15 protein-coding genes and 1 pseudogene are annotated in these 23,337 nt (G+C 59.0%); 15 read left to right on the top strand and 1 reads right to left on the bottom strand.

Annotation, left to right across the window (positions count from 1 at the left end):
* Window positions 1–251 precede the first annotated feature (251 nt).
* The 12 genes and pseudogenes from NCR98_RS00005 to NCR98_RS00060 all read left to right on the top strand — a co-directional run bounded on the left by NCR98_RS00005 (window position 252) and on the right by NCR98_RS00060 (window position 17,687).
* Window positions 252–509 (top strand): hypothetical protein, encoded by a 258-nt coding sequence (locus NCR98_RS00005; protein ID WP_250525209.1) that lies wholly within the window; start codon window positions 252–254, stop codon window positions 507–509.
* 151 nt (window positions 510–660) lie between these two features.
* Window positions 661–2,001 carry a DUF3987 domain-containing protein gene (locus tag NCR98_RS00010; protein ID WP_250525210.1) on the top strand — a complete coding sequence of 447 codons (1,341 nt, stop codon included), beginning with the start codon at window positions 661–663 and terminating at the stop codon, window positions 1,999–2,001.
* 192 nt (window positions 2,002–2,193) lie between these two features.
* A complete protein-coding gene (locus NCR98_RS00015) occupies window positions 2,194–3,444 on the top strand; it encodes a YagK/YfjJ domain-containing protein (protein WP_250525211.1) in 1,251 nt (416 codons plus the stop codon).
* A gap of 197 nt (window positions 3,445–3,641) precedes the next feature.
* Window positions 3,642–4,004: a hypothetical protein gene (locus tag NCR98_RS00020; RefSeq protein WP_250525212.1), complete on the top strand. Its 363-nt coding sequence runs from the start codon at window positions 3,642–3,644 to the stop codon at window positions 4,002–4,004.
* A 694-nt stretch (window positions 4,005–4,698) separates the two neighbouring features.
* A complete protein-coding gene (locus NCR98_RS00025) occupies window positions 4,699–5,961 on the top strand; it encodes a hypothetical protein (RefSeq protein WP_250525213.1) in 1,263 nt (420 codons plus the stop codon).
* Window positions 5,958–7,967: a phospholipase D-like domain-containing protein gene (locus NCR98_RS00030; protein WP_250525214.1), complete on the top strand. Its 2,010-nt coding sequence runs from the start codon at window positions 5,958–5,960 to the stop codon at window positions 7,965–7,967. The genes NCR98_RS00025 and NCR98_RS00030 overlap by 4 nt, the downstream gene beginning before the upstream one ends.
* 2 nt (window positions 7,968–7,969) lie before the next feature.
* Complete coding sequence (locus NCR98_RS00035; RefSeq protein WP_250525215.1) at window positions 7,970–11,449, top strand: DEAD/DEAH box helicase; 3,480 nt, start codon at window positions 7,970–7,972, stop codon at window positions 11,447–11,449.
* Between the two features lie 504 nt (window positions 11,450–11,953).
* Window positions 11,954–12,109 (top strand): hypothetical protein, encoded by a 156-nt coding sequence (locus tag NCR98_RS00040; RefSeq protein WP_250525216.1) that lies wholly within the window; start codon window positions 11,954–11,956, stop codon window positions 12,107–12,109.
* Window positions 12,110–12,458: 349 nt separating this feature from the next.
* A complete protein-coding gene (locus NCR98_RS00045) occupies window positions 12,459–13,277 on the top strand; it encodes an SIR2 family NAD-dependent protein deacylase (RefSeq protein ID WP_250525217.1) in 819 nt (272 codons plus the stop codon).
* A gap of 25 nt (window positions 13,278–13,302) precedes the next feature.
* A complete protein-coding gene (locus tag NCR98_RS00050; protein WP_250525218.1) occupies window positions 13,303–14,907 on the top strand; it encodes a hypothetical protein in 1,605 nt (534 codons plus the stop codon).
* 138 nt (window positions 14,908–15,045) lie between these two features.
* On the top strand, window positions 15,046–16,065 hold the full coding sequence (locus tag NCR98_RS00055) for a helix-turn-helix transcriptional regulator (protein ID WP_250525219.1): 1,020 nt from the start codon (window positions 15,046–15,048) through the stop codon (window positions 16,063–16,065).
* A gap of 20 nt (window positions 16,066–16,085) precedes the next feature.
* A pseudogene (locus tag NCR98_RS00060) lies at window positions 16,086–17,687 on the top strand (ATP-binding domain-containing protein).
* 8 nt (window positions 17,688–17,695) lie between these two features.
* On the opposite strand, the gene NCR98_RS00065 reads toward NCR98_RS00060, so the two are convergent.
* Window positions 17,696–18,007 carry a hypothetical protein gene (locus NCR98_RS00065; RefSeq protein ID WP_250525220.1) on the bottom strand — a complete coding sequence of 104 codons (312 nt, stop codon included), beginning with the start codon at window positions 18,005–18,007 and terminating at the stop codon, window positions 17,696–17,698.
* A gap of 479 nt (window positions 18,008–18,486) precedes the next feature.
* Here NCR98_RS00065 and NCR98_RS00070 point away from each other — a divergent pair, with 479 nt between their 5' ends.
* From NCR98_RS00070 to NCR98_RS00080, 3 genes are read left to right on the top strand one after another with little or no spacing between them, the layout of a single operon-like run.
* Window positions 18,487–20,610 carry a hypothetical protein gene (locus tag NCR98_RS00070; protein ID WP_250525221.1) on the top strand — a complete coding sequence of 708 codons (2,124 nt, stop codon included), beginning with the start codon at window positions 18,487–18,489 and terminating at the stop codon, window positions 20,608–20,610.
* Complete coding sequence (locus NCR98_RS00075; protein ID WP_250525222.1) at window positions 20,588–22,516, top strand: GTPase family protein; 1,929 nt, start codon at window positions 20,588–20,590, stop codon at window positions 22,514–22,516. Before NCR98_RS00070 ends, NCR98_RS00075 begins: the two co-directional genes overlap by 23 nt.
* Complete coding sequence (locus tag NCR98_RS00080) at window positions 22,513–23,199, top strand: hypothetical protein (protein WP_250525223.1); 687 nt, start codon at window positions 22,513–22,515, stop codon at window positions 23,197–23,199. Before NCR98_RS00075 ends, NCR98_RS00080 begins: the two co-directional genes overlap by 4 nt.
* The last annotated feature ends 138 nt before the right edge of the window (window positions 23,200–23,337 follow it).

Here is a 23,337-nt window from a genome sequence, read left to right on the forward strand (position 1 = left end):
ACTTTTGTTGGCCGGGGTCTGGGGGTCGGGGGGCGCCGCGATGGTTTAGTTCACACCGACCACCCGAGCGGATTTTTAAACGGCCCCCCCCCCCCCCCCCCCCCCACCCCCCCCCCCCCACCCCCCCCCCCCCCCCCCCCCCCCGACGCTCTGGTTCAGCATCTGTTTCTCGAATCGGATCATGGCGTTACGTTGATCGCGTTTGATCAACGTGGCGCACAGGCCCGCATTCCGGCCGATGAGGAACAGAGATGTCCAATACTCAAAATCGTTCAGTCGAACACACCGCGTATCCGTGGCAAACCAAGACGTTTGCCGCGCACAACCATATCGAAGAGCAAACCGCCCGCAAGCGCTACTGCCAGACGGGTAGCTACTTCGGTGTAGTGCCGCAGAAGCATGCGAATGGCCGTCTTCGCTGGCCTGCCGTGATCGTTACCAAGCGCGATGGTGTAGTGGCTGCCTATGACGCATTTGTCAACACCAGCAATAGCGAGGTGGCGCAATGATCGGCATTGCCACCAACAAAGTCTACATGGTAGTCCTCCTCGATGGACAGGGGGCCGCGTGATGTCAGGCAATTCTGTTCCACTACATGCGCTATCGAGGAAGCAACGTGGTTTGGTCGAGGCTGTGGCTCGCACCGCTACGTTCGCTACGATGTTCGCAGGCGTTCTTGATACACATACCGCGAACGCTGTTGCTCCATGCGCCAAGGCCAAATGGAACGGTCGGCAAATCGGGCTTGCGGCCTACATTGGAATCGGCGGTGCCTCCGGTGTTGGAAAGTCTCCAGCAGCGGAGCCGGCCATGAATCACCGCCGCGCCCTCATTGCTGCGCACGATACGGAGACGCTCGCTGCATGGCAGGAACACAAAGGCCGCATGACGGCGTGGCACGCCGAGTATGCGGGCACCCAGAGGGCAATTGGCAAGCTAGCAAGCAAGGGGCTTCCCCCTAACGATGCTTTTGCCAGTCGGTTGGTCGAGCTTGAACAAAGTCGCCCTAAAGCCCCGCCGTCACCGCCTCGCACCCTTGAGCGGTTTACGTTTGTTGCCGTGAAAGAGCAGACAGATCAGAACCGCGCGTTTTTGATCGCCCCGGATGAGGGGAGTGCCTTCTTGCCTGAGTTGGGGAAGGATCTGATCGGTTTGCTGTGCTCGAGTTGGAGTGGCATCCCGATCAGTTTCTCGCGTCGCGGCACGGGCATAACGATGGTCGATCCGAAGATTACGATGGTCGTGCCAATTCAGCCAGACCGACTGTTAGCCTTTTTGCGCACACCTCAGGGAAGGCATGCACTCGAAATCGGCCTGTTTGCCCGTTTTCTCTGGTATTTCGCGGATCGATCAATAGTTGAGCCTGCACCTACGGACCTGCCTGATGTCCTCGCGCTTGCCGAAATGCAGGCGTTTCTCGGACGCTGTGAACACTACTTCCGCGAGCAGATACGTTTGCAACAAGTGGGCTCGGAGGGGCAAAAGATCCTGACGTTCTCGCCCCGAGCCGGCCGCGCACTTGAGAGCGCCGATCGTCGTATCGGAAGTATCCGGTGGGAGGGAGCGAGTTCGAGTGAGATGGCCAGCCTCAACAAGCTCCATGAGCAGATTATCCGCCACGCGGCGAGGCACCACGAGTTTGAGGGCGAAGAGGGCCCCATTACGGCGGAACGGGTCGAATGTGCGGAAGAAATTGCCCTGTGGAGCTATGAAAATTTCTCGCGGCTGATCAACTCGGAGGTACAAGCTCTCTCGAGGACCGATGAGGATGCAGATCGACTGCACGAGCTCCTATTCCGTGACCTGAGTGTGCGTGACAAGATCCCGGAGGATGTTCTGCGTGAGCGGGCTTTCAATATCGGCATGGCGACTCAAGGGCAGTTCAAGAAGGCATTGGCGAAGCTCTGCGCCCAAGAGGAAGTGTGCGCCAAGGACGGCATGGTTCATCTGAATCGACGCGACAGCGTAGGGCATCTTCTCGGGCGAGGAGGCGTGCGCTGACTATCCTTCTGCTATGACGAAGTCGGCATGTTTGGGGATATCCTCAAACAGCCTGAAAACACAATGAAAGCAAGGAGTTTGTCGATGTATCGTCGGCGAGTCCTCTGCTTCATTGCGTCGGAATAATTCTGGTATATGAACAGGGTTAATAACTAACTCTACATATCTATAAAACGGTTAGGATAATTAAATATGAATGACTATCATCCCTATGATGAGGATGATGATCGACAGGATCATCATGCAGTAATCAATCGTTCAGATGAGCATGACGATGACATGAGGTCGACCATGACGACTGTGTCAGCAGTCGTCAATCAGGTGCGAAGTACAGATGGGCAGTCCTATCGGCTAAATGCAGCAGACCTGCATTCCCTGATCGACTTCATGGAGACGTTGCTCCGTGGTAGCTCGCTACCCTACAGGTACAGGAGAGATGGGAGCGTAGCGGTGTTGAAGATGGCAGACGACATCAAGAGACTGCCAGCGTATGCTCGCATTCATGACCCGTCTCTATCGTATTCACCAGATCTGGAGTTCTTCTTTGAATGGTACCGTCAGCACGAGATCAGCAACTACGCACATGTGGATTGGACGGATGAGGATGGTCATGGTCTCGACCCGCAGCATGCGGAGATGGCGATTGACTTCATAGCGACGATGCTTGTAGAGACGCGGAGGGTCAAGCTCAAGAAGCGCATTAGCGATTGGAAAAGTAACGGCAAGCACAATCTCGCGTACCTTCGCCGTTACCTGGGCCACCTGTTCGAGAGGTATGCAAGGCTGCTGTTCGTTGACATGGTGCTCGAATACCGCAAGACCGCATGTGCCGATGTTACCGAAGCGATAGAGCGTCGTGATGCCATGCAAGGTCGTGCTGAACGTGAACATGAAGCCTTCATGAACGGCACCGAGCACCACGAAGAGAACCCTCGATGGATCAGCCTCGTCGAGCTCAAAGTTGACTGGGAGCGTCTGTACGGGAACATGAAAGGCAAGCGCTCGATATTCAAGCACCTCGTCGGCCATGTGGGCCGCATTGAGTATTCACGAGACGGCGGGCATCACCTGCACATATGCTTCATATTTGATGGCTCGGAGGTGCAGGACCATGTGGGGTATTCGCTCAAGATCGCGAAGTACTGGAAGGACGTTATTACGGAAGGACGTGGGTACGCGTTCAGCTGCAACCTGAAGGCTGCTCGGGGAGGGTATCGCAACGTTGGTGTTGGCATGATCGATCACTACGATACCGAGAAGCGCAAGCATCTGTGGACGGCGTTGAGCTATTTTGCGAAAGCTACGCAGCTGGTTCGCATCAAGCATGCAGGCAAGTTAAAGATGTTCCTGCACGGCAAGATTAAGGAGCTAACGGGACCAAAACGTGGTCGCCCCCGTACCCGAGGCGTTGAATCTTCACCGGGCGATTCTTCCGAGATTTGAAATAAATGCGCGAAAAAAATGACGCAGTCCGCGCGCGCCATATCCCGAACAATCCGCAAGGTACGTGCGCACTTGGAGGATTGTTCGGGATAAGCGTCAGACGGGTGAAATTTTGCGAGTTTGTTGCGGAAATCGTAATTTCGCAAGTTGAGCGAAAACGATCCGTATATCCAGTTTGAATGTAGATGGAAGTCCCTATGCAACCGAATATGAACCGAGCATCCAGTGCATCAAAAGCCTCTGCGCAATACGACCTGCAAGCCGATATCGAAGAGCTACGCAAGCTGCTGTCTGACCGTCATGCAGACCCTCGAAAGCAACGTTTTCGCAACATGTACGACACCATTCAGGAGTTGATTACAGGAGGGGTATCGAATGCGGCGATAATCAAGAAGCTGAAAAAAATGGGCTTGGGTGTCGCGCCGGTCACGTTCAAGAACTGGCTCACCGAAATACAGCGAGAGCGTGATAGCGCAGCAGCAGGTAATCAGCAGGGAGACGGAGCATCGCGAGTCCGAGGGGCCATGCAACGTGCTGTAGCAGAACGCGTCACGACTTGACTAAAAGCCTTGAGCGCTTTCGGTGAGATCGGTTTGGGGGTTGGAATCGGAAGCGAACTGTCCTCGCATGAAAGCCACCCTACATGGCTGGAAGCCCCGCTGGTCATAGGTTTAAGGGGGGGCGACGCAACCTATGGGTGTAAGCCTTTAGCCAGCTAAAGCGGCAAATGTGGCGGACGGCCTTATCAGCGGTCCGACTCCAAACGCTTCCTTATTAAACTCTGTTGCCATTCCGACTGTTCCGCGACCGGAGGCGCCGAGACAGTCGAAACCGTGACTCGAAGGGTGTCTCTCTGCGACTGCTCATCAAGAACTACATGGCCGGTCGGTAGAAATTTTCGAACAGGTGATTGAGCAGTTCTTGCCCGAGGCGTTGTGGCGCCGTATCGGCCCTTCGTCAGTGAAAGGGGGCGCGCCAGCTGCGCTTTCAGACTCTTTCTGGTCATAGGGATTTGGCGAGACGGGACACGAAATGTCCCGTCTCGCCGTTAGCATCGTCGAACGCTAAAGTGCGCGGCGAGATTGCCGATATTCAGTGATCGGGCATTTTGTTCAGAGCGCCGTGCGAATGACGCGCTCAATACCGCGATATCGACTCCTGCCACGATGTGGACGCTTCCGAGAGGGGAGCGAGGCCGGCCTATGTCATGCTTGAGAAATGTGAAAAAAATAAAGTTCCAGGAGTGCGCAAGGAATGCGATTTACCGAGTATGTGGTACTGGAAAGCGCTGACAAGGCAATCGACCCATTGGGATTTCGCCGGCCAGCCAGCGCCTTGCAGGACATGTTGTTCCCGCAGTTCACGGTGCTGACGATTCGCCCCGTTTATCTGAGCTCGCTGTGCAGCATTCTCGACAAGCTCGCCGACGAGCCGTTCGAACCGCGCCAGCTGTCGCAGCGCTTCCGTGCGCTCGAAATCTATTGGGGCATCGCCAACGCTTCGGTCGACGCGTCGATCATCAACGTCACGAAATATCAGCGGCTGCGGGGCCAGCAAGTCAACCTAGACGCTATTCCGAAGCGGCATCCGATCTATCAGCGTCTCTCTTACGGAACGCTCGGTCACTACAGCAGCTCCGCGCTTCGCTGGGGCCTCGTCGAACCGAACGGACGTACGCTGTGCCCGCTCGGCCGTGATCTTGCGGATGCGTTCTCGTCGCGCAATCGGACACTGCGGTTTAGCGACGCGCTAACAAACTGGCGGAGCAATCACGCAATCTCGCACGCCGATTTCGAAAGAGCCGGTGAGCATTATGGCGTCGATGCATCGGCTTCCCGCAAGGAAAGCGAAATCTGGCGTAACCTCATTGAGATCTGGTGTAAAAAGAATCCCCGCGTCGGACCGTTGTGGAGCGCGCCGCCGGAATGGCAGGCGCTCCAGGAAGGCTTTGCCAACGCCTCGGCCTATCGGGCGTTTTGGACCAGTGCTCGGCAGCAGTACGAGGGCCTCGCCACGGAGCTCACGGCCATTGAACGCTTTGAGCGGCTCGCGGCCGCCACGCAGTTCGTGCTCGATTTGCGCATCGCTTCGCTTGAATACGGCGACACGTTCCGCAACGTGCTGCCTCAAGGCGCGGAGGCGTTTGCCGCGATAGTCACGGCGCTCGCCGCCGACTACGCCGCCGCGCCTGCATTCCACGATTCACGCCGCTTGTTCGCTAGCGTTGCGCACGCCGCCGGAGATTTCAGAACCTTGACGGGTTGCGTGGTTGATCACCACATCGATCATCAAACGGCGAAGGGCACTTCGCCCATCGTGAACCATGACGAATTGCTCGTGAACGGTCGCGTGAATCCAGCCACGCTGAAAGAAGCCTTGGCGATTTTTGACAACGCTTCGGACGATTCGGGCGCTCAACTCGATGGCCTGCAATACCTCTATCGTCGCCAATGGCACTTCGAAAAATGTCGCCGCTGGTACGACTGGGCATTCACGCAGACGGAGGCCGCGCAATGACGGAGCAGATTGAATCGCTACGCGAGTATTTCACGAGCATCTTCGAATCGTGCAGCGAAGGCGCCAACGCGTTGCAGCACGTCGTGGTGCTCAGCTATGAGTTCGACGATCAGCAGGTGTTGAACCTCGCTCTGCGGCGTTCGCTGAGCGCCGCGCTTCAGGCGAGCACGTCAGACATCGCGCACATGCTGCGCATCGTGCCGGTCATGATCTACGACGCGCGTAAAACGCGTGAGCACAACCAGTTGCCCCATTTCATGGAGCTGCTGCCGGTGCGCGCGCAGCCCTGGACCTGCCATCACGCGAAAGCCTATCTCGTGGTCTCTCAGCGTCAGGTGCATCTCGCGCTGGGTTCGATGAACTTGACTCGCACGGGTCTCTTTGCCAATCGAGAGGTCTTCGAGACGTTTACGTGGAGCGACACCGGAAAGGGCGAAAGGGCAGACCTCGCCGTATTGCGCGAGTTCATCGGGGTGCTTGCGCGCGGCTACGCGTCGTTCGATTCGAGGCCACTGGCTGCGGCGATAGAGTCGGTCCAGCAGCGGCTGGACCGTTGGGACGCGCCGGAAGACAAGGAAAGTGCAATGCTGGTCCATCAGGGCTACGACGGCGTCACCGGTCTGGAAGCGCTCGCTCGCGCGTGGCGCAATGCATTCGGTGATGCGTTGCCGGAGCGCGCGATCGCCGTTTCGCCGTTCTTCGATCGCAGCGCGCAGGGCGCGGTGGTCGCTCAGGATCTGAAGCGAACGTTCCCTTCTCTCACAGCGTTCGACATCGTGACAGATGCGCCGGTCGCCCAGCATCTTTGCCGCGATCATTTTCGCGCGCTGCCGAACACACGATTGTTTCTAATCCCCGAAACCGTCACCGAGCGCGAGCGCGAGCGTATCGCGCAGGCTAATCAACCGGACGACCTCGCCGCGCTCGCGATCACGCGCAAGCTCCACGCCAAGGTTCTGGTGCTCGCGCGCGGCAGCGAAGCGCTCGTTTATTTGGGTAGCGCCAACTTTACTCGCAAGGCATGGTGTGGCGCTAATCACGAAATGGGCGTGGTGCGCGTGCATCGCGGTTCGGTCGACAAGTTGTTCGGCGCGATTTGCAACGGCCTGAGCGCTGAGCAGATCGACCGTTATCATGATCTGCCGTCCAACACGCCGGGCGAGATGCCCGAGTCCGAGGATGATTACCAGGAACAGCCCGGATACCCCGAATTCGTCCAAGGCATTGAGCTCGTCGAAATGCCGGATTCAGATCTGATGGCATTCCACGTACGTGCCGAGCCGCTCGAAATTATGCAGCTAGCGGACTACGATGTGAGTTGGGGGGACTTGCCGCTTCATTTCACCCATGGACACTCGAATCCGATCGACCAATCGCAGTTGATTGGCCGGATCATCGGCGGCCGCAACCTGAAGTTCGTGCATCGCGGCGCGCCCGAACGTGTCTACTACCTGCCGTTCCGGCATGCGGCCGCGCTGTTCCAGCAGCGCGAGCGCTATGTGCTGTCCACCGCGGAAGACTGGATGCTGCATTACCTCAAGGAGAAGTTGCCGCTTGACCGCGACACGGATGAATTCGTGCCGGGCGATCCGAACATCGTCGACGACGATCCCGCCGCTGCGATTCATGCCACGCGCGAACGCAACATCGTAATCGGGATGCAGCAGCATCTGAATTTATTCGTGCGCGTGCAGGATGCCTTTCGCAAACGTGCGGCGCAATGCTTGGAAGCGCCATTGCCCGAGCAGCTGCGCAGGTGGCAGGAAGAGGTGGCGGAACCGCTGACCACCTTCGCGGACGTTCTCTCGCGCGACGCAAAGGGCCGGTCGCAATCCGGCGCGGATTCGTTGTTCAGGCTTGGCGAACTGGTTTTGTTCGCTCGCGAGCTCGCTGCCGGTTCGAAGGCCGGCCACGCGCTATGGATGCGCATCAAGGCTAAGCTGCCCGCGCAACACCCAGACGTGGCGGTCATGGAATATCTCAGCTTCTGCCGTGAGGGTCTCTGATCTTGAGTTCGCAACGATTCGATACGGTTATTCGCGCGGAGGCCGAACGCCCGAGCTTCCAAAAGGATTGGGACCGCCAGCGCAACACGGCGCGAGAGTTTCTCACCCGCTTCGAGAAAGGCTTCGACACGCAGTTGCTCGCCGACGAGGTGGGCATGGGCAAGACGTACGTCGCGATGGGCGTGATCGCCGCGCGGCTGCTGGGCGCCAGCCGCGCTGATGCGCGCGCGTTGCTGATCACACCGTCGAGCGCGGTGCTACGCGCGAAGTGGGAGCAAGAGTTACGCAGCTTTTCGGCGTTCTATGTGAACGGGCAGGATCGAGCGCGCAAGCGTACGTTGCGTCCGCTCGTCGTGCATAGTTACTGGGAACTGATCGCGTGTCTTCACGCTTACAAGAACACTATCATCAGCCGTATCTCGGAGGAAACGACGTGCTGCATTTTGCAATCGGTCTACGAGTGGGCGTGCCGGAATAAGTACCTGTCCCGGCGTAGCGCGTTCAAGCGCCTGGAGGGCTTCGATGAAAGCTCGAAGAAGGCGCTGGAATTCGCCTCCGAATATTCGCAGACCGGTTGGTTCAGTTACCTCGACGAACTGAAGGCCACGCAGGATCAGGCTATGCGCGCGCATCTCGCCGCGCTCCGCACGGACGACAGCCAGGATTCCTGCAACTGGTTCAAGGACGGATTCAAGGCGTTCGCGGCCAAGCAGGAACGGTACTTGCCCAATGTGCTGATTCTGGGCATGTCGTCGCTCGACCGGCCGCGAACCGACCAGGCCGATACGCGGCGCTTCAGCACCTTCGTGCTTGGTGTGCTGGTGACGGGCCTGCACGCGCCCACTCGTGATGCGCTGCTGCGTTCGCTCCGCAAGACCAACATCCTGCTGCCCAACGCCACCAAGGAGTCGCTTAAGGAGCTAGCGTCAAGCGATCTGTATCGCACCTACGATTGTGTCATCAAGGCGCGCGACGACGATCCGGATCTCAAGGCACGTTGGTTGTCATTGCGTGCCGGGGCGGACGACAATTCGATCAGGGACTTCTTCAAGGATCTGATGAACGCGGTTGTTCAGCAGAAGCTGCGCGAGTCCGGAATCGAACTGGCCGTGGTGGACGAAGTACACAACTGGAAGGGTGGCAAACACGGCGCGAAGGCATTCAGCAAAACTTTCTCACCATCGATCTCCAACAAGCTGCTGCTTTCAGCCACACCTTTCCAACTCGAAGAGCGCGAAATGCGTACCGTGTTCGACTTCGCGACGGACAGGAACGGTGCAACGCATCGCGTACTGGATGATATTTATCGCGTGAACGGCGTCGTCGCCACATGCCTGAGCGCTAACAAAATCTTTCAGAAAGCGTGGGACGCACTCGCCAGCGACGACGAAAGTGCGGCCCGCCTGAATGCACTGTGCGAGGCCGCGAGCCCCGCCGCTGTCGAAGAGGTGCTTGCCGATCTGATCGCTGACCCGGGCACGCGTCCGGCGTTGCGCGCTTTCAGCCATGCCGCCGTGGCCTATCGCAAGGCCGTGGATGAACTCTCGGCCTTGCAGCGCAGGATTGTGATTCGCCATCTGAAGCCGCGCGGACATCGCTCTTTTCATGCTGGCCGAGACTTCGACGCCGGTCCGGCGACACAGCGCACGATGCTGTACGACGTGGAAGGCATGTCGCGCGACAGCGATGCATTCATTCATTTTTTGGCGATGCGGCTCGATCAGCAGACCCGCGCGGCGGACGGCAAGCGCGATGTGGCCAATGCGCGTCTGATGAGCGGGCTAACGTCTAGCGTGAAGGCGTTCGAAAGCAGCGCGGCCGTGAAGGCCCAGCAGAGGCGTGTCTTTGGCGCTGAGACGACGAAGTACATGGCGATGTTCCAGCGTGTGCTCAGCACGAGCGAACACCCGAAAGTTCGCGCGACCGTGGCCCGGGCTTTGACCAACTATCAGAATGGCCGCAAGACGTTGATCTTCTGTGAGCGCGTGGAAACGCTCAACGAAATCGGTTCGATGCTGCAGTCGCGCATCAATCCGACTGAAGCCACAGAACTCGACTTGCGCGCGAAGCGCAAGAATATGCTCGAGGAGGCTGCGTTCGTGGACTTGCCGCTGGCGCGCATCTTCGCGAGAGCCTCGCAACTCGAGGCGAGCCAGATGGAGAATCTGCTAATCGAATGGCGCCCCAAGGCGGTCGCATTTGCACTCGACTGCCTGTCACGCAGCCGCGTGAGCGTGACCGAGCGGCGAGTGTTCCGTCTGCTCGATCTGTGGCTGCTGAATCAACTTGGCCGCACACGACGCGTTAGAACGCCCGCGATAGAGCTGTTCAAACTGCTGCGCGAAATGGCGATGTCGGATGACGATAACCAACGCTGGCTCACCACATCGTTCCTCGCTGCGGAAGGCGTAAGTACTGAATCTGCGGAAAACGTTCAGGAACTGGTGAACCGTCATGCGAAAACATTCTTCGAGTGTCCGCTGAATCTATGGGACGGAGACGACACTGGTTCGTTCGCTGAAAATCTTTGGGCGCTGGTGGAATCGGAAGCGAGCCTGCTCGTGGATGATGGGATCGACAAGAGCCTCGTTGCGCCAGGCTTTTTTGACACGGTGCTGGATCTTCAGAAGGGGCTGCGCAAGGTGCTGTTGCGGCCGGACCTGTTCCGTACGTATCTCGGCCCTTTGCTCGCGAACACGCCGGACGACCCAAGCATGGCGAAGATTATCCGCGCAGTGTATGACGGGGTGCGTGCGCCACGCGGCATGGGTGAATCGATGTGGCGGCGTATGGTGCGTTTCCTGTCGAATCTGTGCGAAGCGAACGGCTCCATGAATACCGACGACCACACCAACACGCGCCGCCGCAGCTTGTGGCGCGGGGTCAACCTACAGCGAAGCCGCGTTGGCGTGAAGCATGATGATGAAGTGAGTAACGACGCTAACGCGGACGACGATTACGCGGTGCGCACGCTCGACGGATCGATGAAACACGACGGCCGCATCGTTCTATGTGCGGCCTTCAATTCGCCGTTGGCGCCGGACATTCTGATCTGCACGTCGATCGGCTCGGAGGGCATCGATCTGCACCGCGAATGTGCCGAAGTAATCCATCACGATCTGCCGTGGAACCCTGCGCGTCTCGAACAGCGCATCGGTCGCGTCGATCGTGTGGGCAGTCTCGCGGAAGCAAGCAGGACCGATCAACCAGGTTCGGGACTCGTGCAGGTTGGGATACCTTTCCAGCAGCAGAGTTATGAGCGTTTTCAGTTCAGCGTGCTGTTGGCGCGCGCGCAGCGTTTCGAGGTGCTGCTCGGAAAGCCGGATTTCGCCGTGGATGCGATGGACGAAGAGGAACTGAACGAGAAGGAGCAGGGCGACGTGCTCGAAGCCGTGATCGATCAGGATTTGACGCTCGAGACGCCCCCTCCCTGCTTGCCGGAAGAGCTAGCGCGTTGGTTCAAGGTCGATTTGTCGCTGTAGGCGCGGGAGCGGTTGGATCAGTCAGCGGTTGCTCGTTCGACCGTCAGGTCCGCCGCCTTCCTGTAGCTGGTCATCACCATGACCAAGCGGCTGTGCAGATGTGACTCCATACAGGCGTTGTCCTGTTGCCGCGTCGACCGAATGAATGGCAGATCTCCACGGCGCCGCCAGCGAAACTCGCCGTTCAATAGCTCGTGGAAGTTTGATCGATCACTCATGGCGGGAAGGCGTCGAATGAGAGCACGCGGGGATTTTCGAGAAGCGGCGTAGCGCTATGAGAGGCGTTCATAGCCGATGACCGGGATTGTCAAGGATGGCTTGGAAGACTACCCAACTCTATTTCACCGCATTTGGGACATGTTTTGTCCAAGGCATCATGCAAACTGGTTGCCAGAAGTCAGTTGAACATGCCCAGCCGGCAAATTGGCCGGAGGAAGCGGCACAAGGCGATATGAGCGACATGCGGCGACGTCTACGCGCCGAGCCAACCGAGAACAGACCGATATGCTGAACACCAATTCACCACTTGAGAACCTCGCGGCCTTTGCAATAGTCTTTGCTACTGGAATTCTGTCGACGATTGCGCTCGGTAAGTATATCGAAAAGGTGCGCCGCGATGCCTACAACGCGGCGTACGACGCCGTGTCGCGCGCGGCGTGATTCGCCGCGCCCAATGTCGCATCTTCCTTCCATTGTGCTCCTGTCATGCCCGTTCCCATTTCTCCAATCAAACTGACGTGCCGCTCGTGCGGGTGGCGTCATGTGTATCCGCAGCACAGCGATGTCGTGATGCTGCCTAGCGAATGCTCGGCATGCGGCAGCGAAGACGTCGAGCGAACCAGGCCGGGCTTGCTTGATGGTGCTGCAGCATTGGCAGAATTGACCGAGCTGATCTCGCGCCGTCTCAAGGGCGGCTCCCGCGGAAAGCCGTAGAACGGCATTGCACCGCCTGACTCATCGATAGGCGGCAGCACGCTATACGCGCACATTTAGACGAGGGCAGAAGCTTATGGAACAACAGCAGGCAATAGAGCAGGCCGTGACTTGGCTGCGCGATGCGGACGGCTTGCTCGTGACAGCCGGCGCGGGTATGGGCGTGGATTCGGGGCTGCCTGACTTTCGCGGCAATGAAGGGCTATGGCGTGCTTATCCCGCGCTCGGGGCCGCGCGGATCGGCTTCGAATCGATGGCCAATCCCGCGTCATTCCATGACGACCCTACGCTTGCATGGGGGTTTTACGGTCATCGTCTGAAGCTGTATCGCGAGATCGAGCCGCACGCCGGCTTCGCCATTCTCAAACGCTGGGGCGAACGTATTCCACGCGGTGCCTTTGTCTACACCAGCAACGTCGACGGTCAATTTCAGCGAGCGGGTTTCGCCGAGGACCGTGTCGTGGAATGCCACGGCACGATTCATCACATGCAGTGCATGGTGCCGTGCTGCTCGCGAATCTGGCCCGCCGCCGGCTTCGAGCCGTGGATCGACGAGGAGGCGTGCCGTCTTGTAGGCGCATTGCCGCGTTGTCCGCAATGCGGTGCACTCGCGCGTCCCAATGTCCTTATGTTCGGCGACTACGGCTGGCTGGCGAGGCGCACGGATCAGCAGGAAGCGCGTCTGCAATCGTGGCTTGCGTCGGTTGTGCGCCCGGTGATCGTTGAGATCGGTGCGGGCACTACCTTGTCGACCATCCGCCGGTTCAGCGAGCGACATGGGCCACGTGTCATCCGCATCAACGCACGCGAGCCGCAAATAGATCCGGTTAAGGGCGTTGGCATTCTCGGCGGCGCGCTCGCGACGCTCTTAGCGCTCGATGCGCGGACACAGTGAGAGCGATATTTTACGTGTGTGGATCGTGAAGCTGGCGATGTTCTGTAGACTTCGCGCAAAGGAGCATGGATTGATGGACCGTAATTCGTTTCTTGCACAACCCGGCGCGGCGGCTTTCGTGGCGTGGCTCGTTGAGCGGTTGCCGACGCTACCCGTGCGCTTGCGCTTTGCGAGCAGCAAGTTTGTTCCGGGCGGAATCGACACGTCGGTGTGGGGTATCGAAGCGGTGCTGGCGCACTACTGTTGGCGCGCCCAGTGGTGCGATCCACGCACCGGCAGGCTGGTCGAGTCCGATGATTGGGCAACGACGCGCGCGTCGCTCGAACGATTAAGCACGTGGTTGCGCGAGAGCGTGGCGGACGGCAACGAACTTGCGGCGGGCGCCGCCGCGCGTGAGGTGCTGCGCTGGGGCGGCGTGCGCGGTGCCATTCCCTTTATCGAGTCGAAGGTTCGGCAGAACGCGTGGTGCGCGTATCTGAAAGAGCTTGCGCCGCTCTTCGCGCTCGACGGCGAACAGACTCTCGAAGCGCTGCACGCGGGCAATGTGCAACGCTTCGACTCCGGCTTGACCAAGATTCACTCGCTGCTCGACACGACGGGTTCGCCGATCTACGACAGTCGCGTCGGCGCAGCATTGGCGATGCTTTACGAGCTGTTCAGGCACGATACCGCGGGCCACGGCGTTCAGCACGACTGGCTGGGCTTTCCATCTGGGCAGCCGCGTGGCCGGCAGATTCGCGACCCCGGCGAGCTGGGTTTTAAGGCGTCGCCGCAGTTCCATACGCCAGCGATCAAGCGCGAGGTGTGGGCGCGTTGGCAACTGAGCGCGGGCTGGATCATTCGCGCGGTGGTCGAACGGACGCAGTTATTCACCGCCGAAGCTGCCAGTGAAACTGTGAGCCATAGCGCGGTGCGTTGCCATGCGTTTGAGGCAGCGCTTTTCATGGTCGGGTACGACCTACGGAGTCTGGTAGAAAGCGGCGAGGAAGTTCTCGTCGGTGCCACCGCACGTAACGCCGCTCCTAATCCACGGGCGAGTCTGAACTGGGTGCCCGCCGGGCATACTTTTTCGACGGTGTTGAGGGCGTATCGTGAATTCCGCGAGACCTTGCCTACGGATCCCGGTCTGGCGAGTCTCAAGCATTGGCTGGAAAAGTCACCGCAGGCCGATGGGTACTCTAGTTTTAGGACTTCGTTTTCGAGCTATCGCTATCCTTTGCGGGAGACCGAGCTCAACCTTGTCGACCGTTCGCTGGAGGAGGTTCAGGCGATCGAACACGGCGGTACAAAAGGGTTGGACGTCTTGACCTACGGTGAGCTCGAATTCGTTGCAGGAGACGAGCGCGAACAGGTTTGCTTCGTCGATGCTGGTCTCGCGGGCTACTGCCGACTGATAGCGTCGGCAGCGGAATCGTCTAACGCGCGCCTTATCAGAAAGCAGTTTGCGGGCACGGAGCAGTCGGCTAACACACTGTTGTCGGTTGGCCGGAGTGTTGGCCGACACTTTGGTTTGCTTGACGAAAGGAACTGGCCGACGGAGCTATTCCATCGGTTCTACGGCGATGGCTTCGAATATTTCCGCAATCGACTCGGCGTCGGACGAGACGGCCAAGATCTCGATCCTCGGTAGCGCAGGGGGCGGGATGGTCCGGTGCCCGGTCAAGTGTCGCGAGGCAGGGCACCGGTCCGGCCCGCCAGACGGACTCAAGAAAACCAGAAGAACTGCCGATAGACCCGAGATCTTCCCTCCACGCGACCTCATCGTTCAATGTTCGACATCGACCGCGAAATCATGCACGTGCTTCCCGACGCGGCCACTCAAAGCGACTACCTGAGCACCACCGATATCTATGAGCGGCTGAGCCGAAGCGTACAGAACATGCCGTCGTCGAAGACGATCCACCGGCGTCTAACTAGGCTCCAAGAGCGTGATCTCGTCGAGTCGGAGCAGCGCGGAACCTCGACCATGTGGCGCAAGAAAGCAGGGGCGGCCGGCATTGTGCTCAAAGGCAGTGGCACCATGAATTTCGACGAAGCGCTGGCATTGCAGACGCTCAAGCGCTTTTCGTCCCGGCAGATCCCGGAAATGGTGGTGGAGTCGCTTTCGTCGCTGTTCGACATGGCGGACACGCAACTTCGACGTAGCAACAACCAAACCGAGCGCAAATACTCCCGTTGGACAGGTAAGGTCGCGGTGGAGAGCGGCGGCTTCGCTCTGCACTATCCCGCGATCGACCGCGAACTGTTCGCCACGGTATCGAGATCGCTATTCGAGGAACTCAAGCTGGAGATCGTCTACCGGCCGCGTCACAACGTCGATAATGATCGCGCGAAGGTCGTGTTGCCGTTCGGGCTTGTCGAAGTAGGTGGTCTCGTATATCTCGTGGCGGGTATGGAAGGTAAGGCCAAACCTACAATGTATCGGCTGGATCGCATGACGCGAGCGGAGGCCATGCTCGAATCGTTTGAATATCCTGCCTCCTTTTCGCTCGACTCGTACGTGAAACAGCAACGCAGCTTCGATTTCATGGTCGAGAAGGAGATGCCGCTTGAACTGAAGTTCGTCGGCGGAGCGGGCGAACATCTGCTGGAAGCGCCTATGTCGAAGGACCAGCAAAGCACGCGCCGAGGCGACGCGCTGCACGTTCAGGGAACCGTGTTGCTAAGCCAGCGCCTGCGCTGGTGGCTGCGCTCGTTCGGGCCAAATGTCGAGGTGATCGGACCCGCGAGCCTACGTGCCGAGCTTGCCGAAGAAGCTGGCAAGCTGGCGACCATCTACGGCAAGTAAGCGCCGCGCGAGAAGGAAGCATGGCTCAGATATTTCCCGCCAGCTGGAACGACCCGTTGGTGCGGGGTGGCGCGCAGCGTGAAATCGAAACGCTCGGCATTCTGCAACGCGATTTGCCCGATTCGTACATCGTCTATCACGGCGTTCACTGGACGCAATTGAACAAAGGCTTTTCGATTTTCGGCGAGGCCGACTTCGTGGTAGTTAGCCCCGCCGGCCGCGTGCTTGTAATCGAACAGAAGTCGGGCCGCCTAGAAGAGACGCCCGATGGTCTCGCCAAACTCTATGCGGGCAAGAACAAGAGCGTGTCCGCGCAGATCGCGTGAACCATCGCCGGCATGCATGGTCGTTTCCAGGCGGCATTCGGCGCGCGGAACTACAAGCTTGAGGAGATGTTGTACTGCCCAGACTACCGGGTAGAATGGCCGGCGATCTCCGGTGTCAATCCCGCGCGGATCGTCGATGCCGCGCGCGGCGACCAGCTCGTCGCGATCATCGAGACCATCTTGCCAGCTGGCGAGCCGCCGCTGCCATGTTGTAACCGCCTGCATGCCTTTCTTGCCGACGAACTGTCGCTGACGCCGGATGTGCGAGCGATGATCGGCGAAGTCACCAAACTCGTAACGCGCGTCTCGGGCGGACTCGCCACTTGGGCGCGTTCGATCGAGTTTCAGCCGTTCAGGTTGCGAGTGGTAGGCACGGCGGGGTCGGGCAAAACACAACTGGCCGTGCGTGCGCTCTATCTTTGCTTCAATCGGCCGCTTGCGGATCATCTTCGGCGCATCGCGCCAGCCGGTTCGACGGTGCTCACGTACCCCCAGCTTTGTCAGCAGGCGGCTGCTCGTATGGGGCACGCGATCGACTTCACCGACGAGAGCGTCTTCGCTACGCTCGAGCACGGCTTGATGGCCTCGCAGCCGGAGGAGGCCGAGTGCTTCGATACGGTGATCGTCGACGAAGGCCAGGACTTCCGTCAGGAATGGGTGCCGCCGATAGAGCGGCTGTTGCGCAAGAACGGTCGCTTCTGGTGGCTCGAAGATCCGATGCAGAACCTGTATTTGCGTAAGAGCGTCGAATTGCCGGGCTGGGTCGAAGTGCGCGCGATGGCCAATCATCGCAGCCCGCACGACGTGGTGCGTTTTCTCGGCATGCTGGCGGGTGCCCCCATGGCGATCGAAGCGGCGGGGCCGTTTACCGAGTCTGACGTCACGCTGATCGCGCATGCCGACGGCAGCGCGACGCAGGCGACAAGCGACGCGCTCGATCAGGCCATATCCGCGGGCTTTGCTCCTACGGATATCGCGCTGCTCAGCTTCAATGGTCGGGACAAATCGCCGCTGGCCGTGCTCGATCGGCTCGGCGCTCACGCCTTGCGCAGCTTCACAGGTTCGTACGACGGACACGGCGCGCCCATTTACCGCGGGGGCGACATTCTGGTGGAGACCGTCTATCGCTTCAAAGGACAGAGTGCGCCGTGTGTGATCCTGACCGAGGTCGACTTCGAGCGGTTTGACGACGCTGCGTTCCGGCGCCTTTTCGTCGGCGCGACGCGCGCGACGATGAAGCTGATAGTCGTGATGTCGGAACGGGCCGCGAAATTGTTGCTTGAGAGTGCGAGCTAATGCGCGCATTACGCTGCATCGAGTTGCCGCGTGATCATGCAGAGCAGGTTGCGCCGCACGACAGCACGCCGGCCGGAGCGAAACGTCGAGGCCGCCGCGACCAGGTGGCCGAGACGGGCGAGCGCGGCCTGCGGCGACAATGCGCCGGCGGCCGCCCAATGACCGACGCGCACGCTCGGCAATTGATCCTCTAGGCCTTCGAACACGACCATTTCAATCGCGCGTGCCGGCGATTGCGCTAGCGCGTAGTTGGCCCCTGCGCAATTCCAGCAGAACGCGCCGCCTCGCATGCGCGATGGCTTGACGAGGTGCACGACCAAGTCCGCGCCGTGCGCCGTTCTCTCCCGCGAGATCCACCACCTTGCGGCGCTATGCAGTGCGTGCAGCTCGTCGATCCACGATTGAACCTCCGACTCTTCGTATCCCCAAAGCCGCAACGCAACGCAACGCAACGCAACGCAAGGCACAGCGCCGGCCCGTTACTGCGTAAATTTCGATCGGTTTGCGTGGCGTCTATGCCGCTCGTGCTGGTCGGTTTAGCCATGTGCGTAAAACATCCCCGGTCGTTGTCAGGATTCACAGTGTGCCGGAGCGTCGAGTCAAACCATGTCCGATACGAAATGACGAGACGCCAGACGTTTCCTCCCGGAAAGAAAACCTCAGGTTTTCCTGTTGTCTGCCGATAGCATGATGCGAGAGAGCGAACTATCAGCGGTGCGAGATGACGACGGGACACGATTTGTCTCGAAGCGCGTGAATAATGCATCGTAGCGAAAATGCGACACGACAGGGATATAACATGGCATTCAACTCGAACCTTATCGGTCAGGTAGAGCAGGCATTGACCCGCGTCTTGCGAGCGGGTCACGGCATCAGAGACACGCATGATTCCGCCAATGCCATTATCGACGTGCTGCGCAAGCTGCGCATTGCACGCGAGCTCAGTGACCGCTACTACATCGCGGTGACTGGCAGCCAGAGCGCCGGCAAAACGCGCCTGATGCGCGAGCTGTACAACCTCGGTAAAGACTGGCTATTCGACGACCAAGGGCGCGGCGAGCGTGTTCCCGTTTTCATCATCGAAGACGATTCGATAGACGCGCCGTACGGGGCGGTCCAAAGCGTCGAAAACGGCGAGGTTGTGGAGAAACGACTCGAAGCGAAGGATTTCAGGGACCTGACCACCAGCTGGAGCGAAACCAGTTGTGATCTGCTGCCCAAGCTCTACGTGCCGCGCAAGTTCTTTAGTGGCAGTAATGTGGGTTTCGTGCTGCTACCCGGCTATGAAATCGAAAACCAGCACAACTCGGCTTGGCAGCAGTTGATGCGCCGCACGCTGAACATGTCGCTCGGTACGATTCTCGTAACCGACCCGGTACGGCTGGCCGAAAGTAGCCAGACGGTCATCCTCGAGGACCTGGCATCGTCCTATCTGGCTACACGCAAGCCGGTGATTGTGGTGAGCAAAACCGAGTCGGTCGACGTGGCTAAGCGCGCCGAACTCGAAGCGCGCGTCGCCGATGTCTTCAATGTGCCGGCCAACGAACACAACCGGATCATTTGTTCCGGCGTCGACGATCCAGATTACGTGGCGGCATGGTCGCAATCGTTGATCGAGGCGATGAACCTTTATGCGATCAATGCGACCGATTCGGCCGAGGCACGGATCAAGGACATGTTGGATCTGCTCGACAGCGATCTGCCGAGAATCCAGGGCGCGCTAAACGATGCAATAACGAGCCACGACGCAGGCAACAGCGTCGGCGAACGGCAGCGCGCGGAGATCGTCGACAAGTTTTCCGACGCCGTCGCGAAGTATCGGCGCGGCTATGAAAAGGAATTGCGCCGACAGATCCGTGGCTATGCCGCGCGCGCCCGCAAGATAGCGGACGAGCGCTATACCGAGGAAGAGGTCGGTTTTAAAAACAAGTTGCGCCACACGAAAGAGTTTTTCCAGTTGCGCTCCGGTGAACGGGAAAAAGCACATATCGACCGTATTGTTGATTGCTGGATCAAGGTTGATGACGGGAAAGGCTCCAGGAGCCCGCTGGAAACTAATTTCGAGGTTCTGTCGAAATTATCCGGCTCGCATCTGAAAATCGCGGCGCCGGAAAAGGTCGACACGAAGGCGGGCACGACGCTACCCGTCATGCTCGGATACGACTCCGACCATTCGAACGCACCGACATCGATTCTCGCCGACCCGGTCGTACTCACCGAGCTGAAGCGGCTGCTCGCGGCGCCGTCTGTGTCGACCGAGCAAGACGACGGCAGCGCCGTGCAGCCTGGAAACCCTGAAGCGCTGCAGCGCCTCGTGGCGCTAATCCCGGCCGTGACCATGGAGTTCATCCGCATCAGCCAGGGTATGCTGCTGACGAATACGGGTAGCACCTACGCGAGCGTTGAAGCGTTCGGCAAGGACGCGCAAAACATCGTGACCGGGCACGATTTCAATGACACGATGAAGAACGTGCTGCGTACTGTGGCCTGCATTCTGGCGGTCGACGTCGCGATCGACGGCAGCATCGACACCATCCCGAGCCTGTTCAATGCGATCTTCGGCGTCGTGGCCGCTCCGGCCGGGGTCGGCGCGATGCTGTCGCTGGTGGCCTCCGGCGTGGTGGCCGGAGGCTTCCTCGCCTATCGCGGTGTCAAAGAGATCCATCAGTACGATGCGGCCAAGCGTGGCTACATCAACACCGTCATGGATCAACTGGCCAGCGCGCACGTGGATCTGCAACTCGAGGTCTTCGACGAAGTGATGGAGTCGGTGCTCGAAAGGATGCAACGCTCCCTCGGAGCGGCCTACCGGCTCGACGTTTCTCTCGGCTACAAAGACACCTTGCTGCGCGGCCTCGCCGCTGTCGAACGCGCACGATTGAACCTGATGGGCGACGTGCGTGATCGACAAGTTCTGGTGTGATCTGCATAGGGATCGTCATACTTGGGCGTATGACGCTTATTCGAGTTTCGTCGAGAATATCGATGCCGAATTGAAGGCAGACTACCAACGCTCCGACCAGGTGACGGTCGCGTTGTACGGTTCGACTCAGGTGGGCAAAACCACGCTCATCCTAGACATGCTCGGCATCGCTGACGAGCATCTGCCTGCCGTGAGTCGTGTGCTGCGGGGCGGCCGCTCAGTCGGCAAATCGTCGACCGCCACCGCGTTGCGTTATCGCAAGTCCGACGACGAATTTTGGCGTATCGGTGACGCGGAGCTGGGGCTGAGGGACGACGACGTCGAATCCTTTTTTGGTCGCGTGCGCGCCGATGTGGAAGCGGGCCGCCGGGAGATTCCGGACGTACTCGACGTCTATGTGCCACGCCAGTTCTTCTCCGATCAGGCTGACGCGCTAAAACTCGACATACGGCTGCTCGATCTGCCGGGGCTGAATGCCACCAACCAGAACGAGGTCGAGTACGTTAGACGGGTCGCACAGCAATACGTGCCGTTCGCCGATCTGATCGTGCTCGTCGGACGGGCCGACGATCTGGGTTTCATCAATCCTGTCGCGCTCCAATTGCCCGAGCTGCAGGACTGGGCGATTTACCCACGGCGATTCCGGATTGTCTGCACATATTCGTTCTCGTCGGCCAGTTTCCGCGAATGGTTCGGCGAAGGCCATCGAAGCGCCGATGAGGTCAAGGCGCGTCTGATGAAACAGTTGAAGACTCACGACTATCCACTGCCGCCTGAGTTGCAGCAATTTATTTATCCGCTGGAGTTCGGCGCGTCGTGGAACGATCTGAAGCGCGCGCGTGAAGATTATTTCGAACGGGCGCAACAGGTAGTGAAGGAATTGCGAGCGGATTTTATCGAAGGTATCAGCAAGGCCGCGAACCGTTACTCCCGCATGCAGATGGTGTTCGATCTACAGAAGATCGCGGACGGAAAGATACGCGCCTTCAGAGAGCGAAATGACGCGATCATTGAGCAATTGAGCGAGGCGATCCGTGAATACAATGATCAGTTGTGCACCTACGAAGCAGCGAGACGGTCCGCGAAAGAACGCGCCGACAAGCTGGCCGATATAGATGCACACCTCACAGACCACCTGACGGGAAACTCTTTGGACGCGGTTTTGAAGCGAGCCTTTGGAGGTTCCGAAAGCGTACCATCGAGACCTTCTGAACGGACTGCTTCAGAACTCGTCGCGGAAGCGCAAAGATGCTACTGTGAGTTGCAGAAACTGTGGGGCAATTTCCCGTATGGGCAACAAGAACCAGCCGTGGCCGTGGAACCGGCGAGGCAGGATCACGCCGACGAAGAGAGCGAAGTGGCCGATCAATGGCCCTCCCTCGGCAATGCTCCGTCATTGAGAGGTGTCACTGACTACATCGACCGGCTGAACGGTTATTGGATCGGGTATATCCCAGGACTGTCAGGCTTCGAGAAGGACTTTGCGTTCCTGGAAAAGACGATTGAGCTGGCGCGGGGAAGTTATATCAGCGCGGCCAGAAAATCGGTCGTCGCGCAGTGGGAAAGCGAGCGCGCAGAAGCACGCAAAGAAGCCGCTAGGCTTGCCAGAAACCAGGCCGCTCTCGACTTCCAATGCGATTCCCTACGGGCGTCGCTCGATGAAAAACAGGTGGAACTTGAAGGCGTGCGCCTCGCCGGCGAAGCATTCGAACAGCGGATGAAGCACAGCATCGAACACGGAAACCGCTTTCGCTCGCACATGAAGCAGGCGCACCTCGATGGACTGAGCGCGGTCGAGCGGCGCTTTCGCAACGAAACCAATGCGGCGAGGCAATTCTATCTTCTAGCGTTCAGACATCTGATCGAGCCGGAATACGAAAAAATGATGAATGGGGTCAACGATTGAATACACGGGACGATGAAACCATTGCCGCCGAGGCGGACTTGCGCGAGTTGCTCGCGACCATGATCAACAAGCCATTGATCGAAAAGCTGGACAGCGCGTTGGGAGGCCTCGGCTTTACCATCAACAAGGCGACCAGAGTGGCCACCGACAACCTTGCGCAAAAAATCGACAAGATCGGGCAGAACCAGGAAAGGTTTGCGGAAGATGTCGACGACAAGCTCGATGAGTTCAGCGGCAAAGCCTTGGCGACAATAGAGCAGGGGCCGGCCGCCATCGCTTCAAAATTGTCGCCGGGGCTGACTTCGCTGAACGACGAGCAGCGTGCGCTTAGCGAGACGCAACGCCTTATTGCGCAGGAACATCAGGCGCTGAACGCGGCACTCGATGAAGCGCGCAAGGCGAGTGTCGGTCAGGCGATCCAGCTTGCCGAGCAGATGAGCCGGCTCGAAGCGCGCTACGTCGGCCTCACGCAATGCACAGGCCTGCAAATCGATCGGCTTGAACAGAAACAGCAGAAAAATCAGAGCCTTGCTGAAGCGCGGTTTTCGGCCATCGAGACGTCGCTGGTTTCGGTTTATGGGCAGGGCAGTGCGATCAGGAAGGTGCTATACGGCGGTTTAGCTTTGTCCACCGTAACGCTGGTGTTGGTGGCTTTCGACATTTCGGTCAGATTTGTTCGTTGACCCGCTGTCTGTGCTTCGGCGGTCCTCCGCCACGCACGCCAAGCGACCAAACGGTAGCGATCGTCGATCTTGAATAGCGTACGATTCGACAATCCTTGTAAAACACACCCGTCAATGCCGCAATACCTCCGAACAAGT

Source organism: Caballeronia sp. GAWG2-1 (assembly GCF_023631405.1).
Lineage (GTDB): Bacteria > Pseudomonadota > Gammaproteobacteria > Burkholderiales > Burkholderiaceae > Caballeronia.

Excerpts from the sequence above, each read along its gene's own strand:
- NCR98_RS00005 (WP_250525209.1), top strand. The coding sequence starts at position 252 with ATGTCCAATACTCAAAATCGTTCAGTCGAACACACCGCGTATCCGTGG.
- NCR98_RS00010 (WP_250525210.1), top strand. The coding sequence starts at position 661 with ATGTTCGCAGGCGTTCTTGATACACATACCGCGAACGCTGTTGCTCCA.
- NCR98_RS00015 (WP_250525211.1), top strand. The coding sequence starts at position 2,194 with ATGAATGACTATCATCCCTATGATGAGGATGATGATCGACAGGATCAT.
- NCR98_RS00020 (WP_250525212.1), top strand. The coding sequence starts at position 3,642 with ATGCAACCGAATATGAACCGAGCATCCAGTGCATCAAAAGCCTCTGCG.
- NCR98_RS00025 (WP_250525213.1), top strand. The coding sequence starts at position 4,699 with ATGCGATTTACCGAGTATGTGGTACTGGAAAGCGCTGACAAGGCAATC.
- NCR98_RS00030 (WP_250525214.1), top strand. The coding sequence starts at position 5,958 with ATGACGGAGCAGATTGAATCGCTACGCGAGTATTTCACGAGCATCTTC.
- NCR98_RS00040 (WP_250525216.1), top strand. The coding sequence starts at position 11,954 with ATGCTGAACACCAATTCACCACTTGAGAACCTCGCGGCCTTTGCAATA.
- NCR98_RS00045 (WP_250525217.1), top strand. The coding sequence starts at position 12,459 with ATGGAACAACAGCAGGCAATAGAGCAGGCCGTGACTTGGCTGCGCGAT.
- NCR98_RS00055 (WP_250525219.1), top strand. The coding sequence starts at position 15,046 with ATGTTCGACATCGACCGCGAAATCATGCACGTGCTTCCCGACGCGGCC.
- NCR98_RS00070 (WP_250525221.1), top strand. The coding sequence starts at position 18,487 with ATGGCATTCAACTCGAACCTTATCGGTCAGGTAGAGCAGGCATTGACC.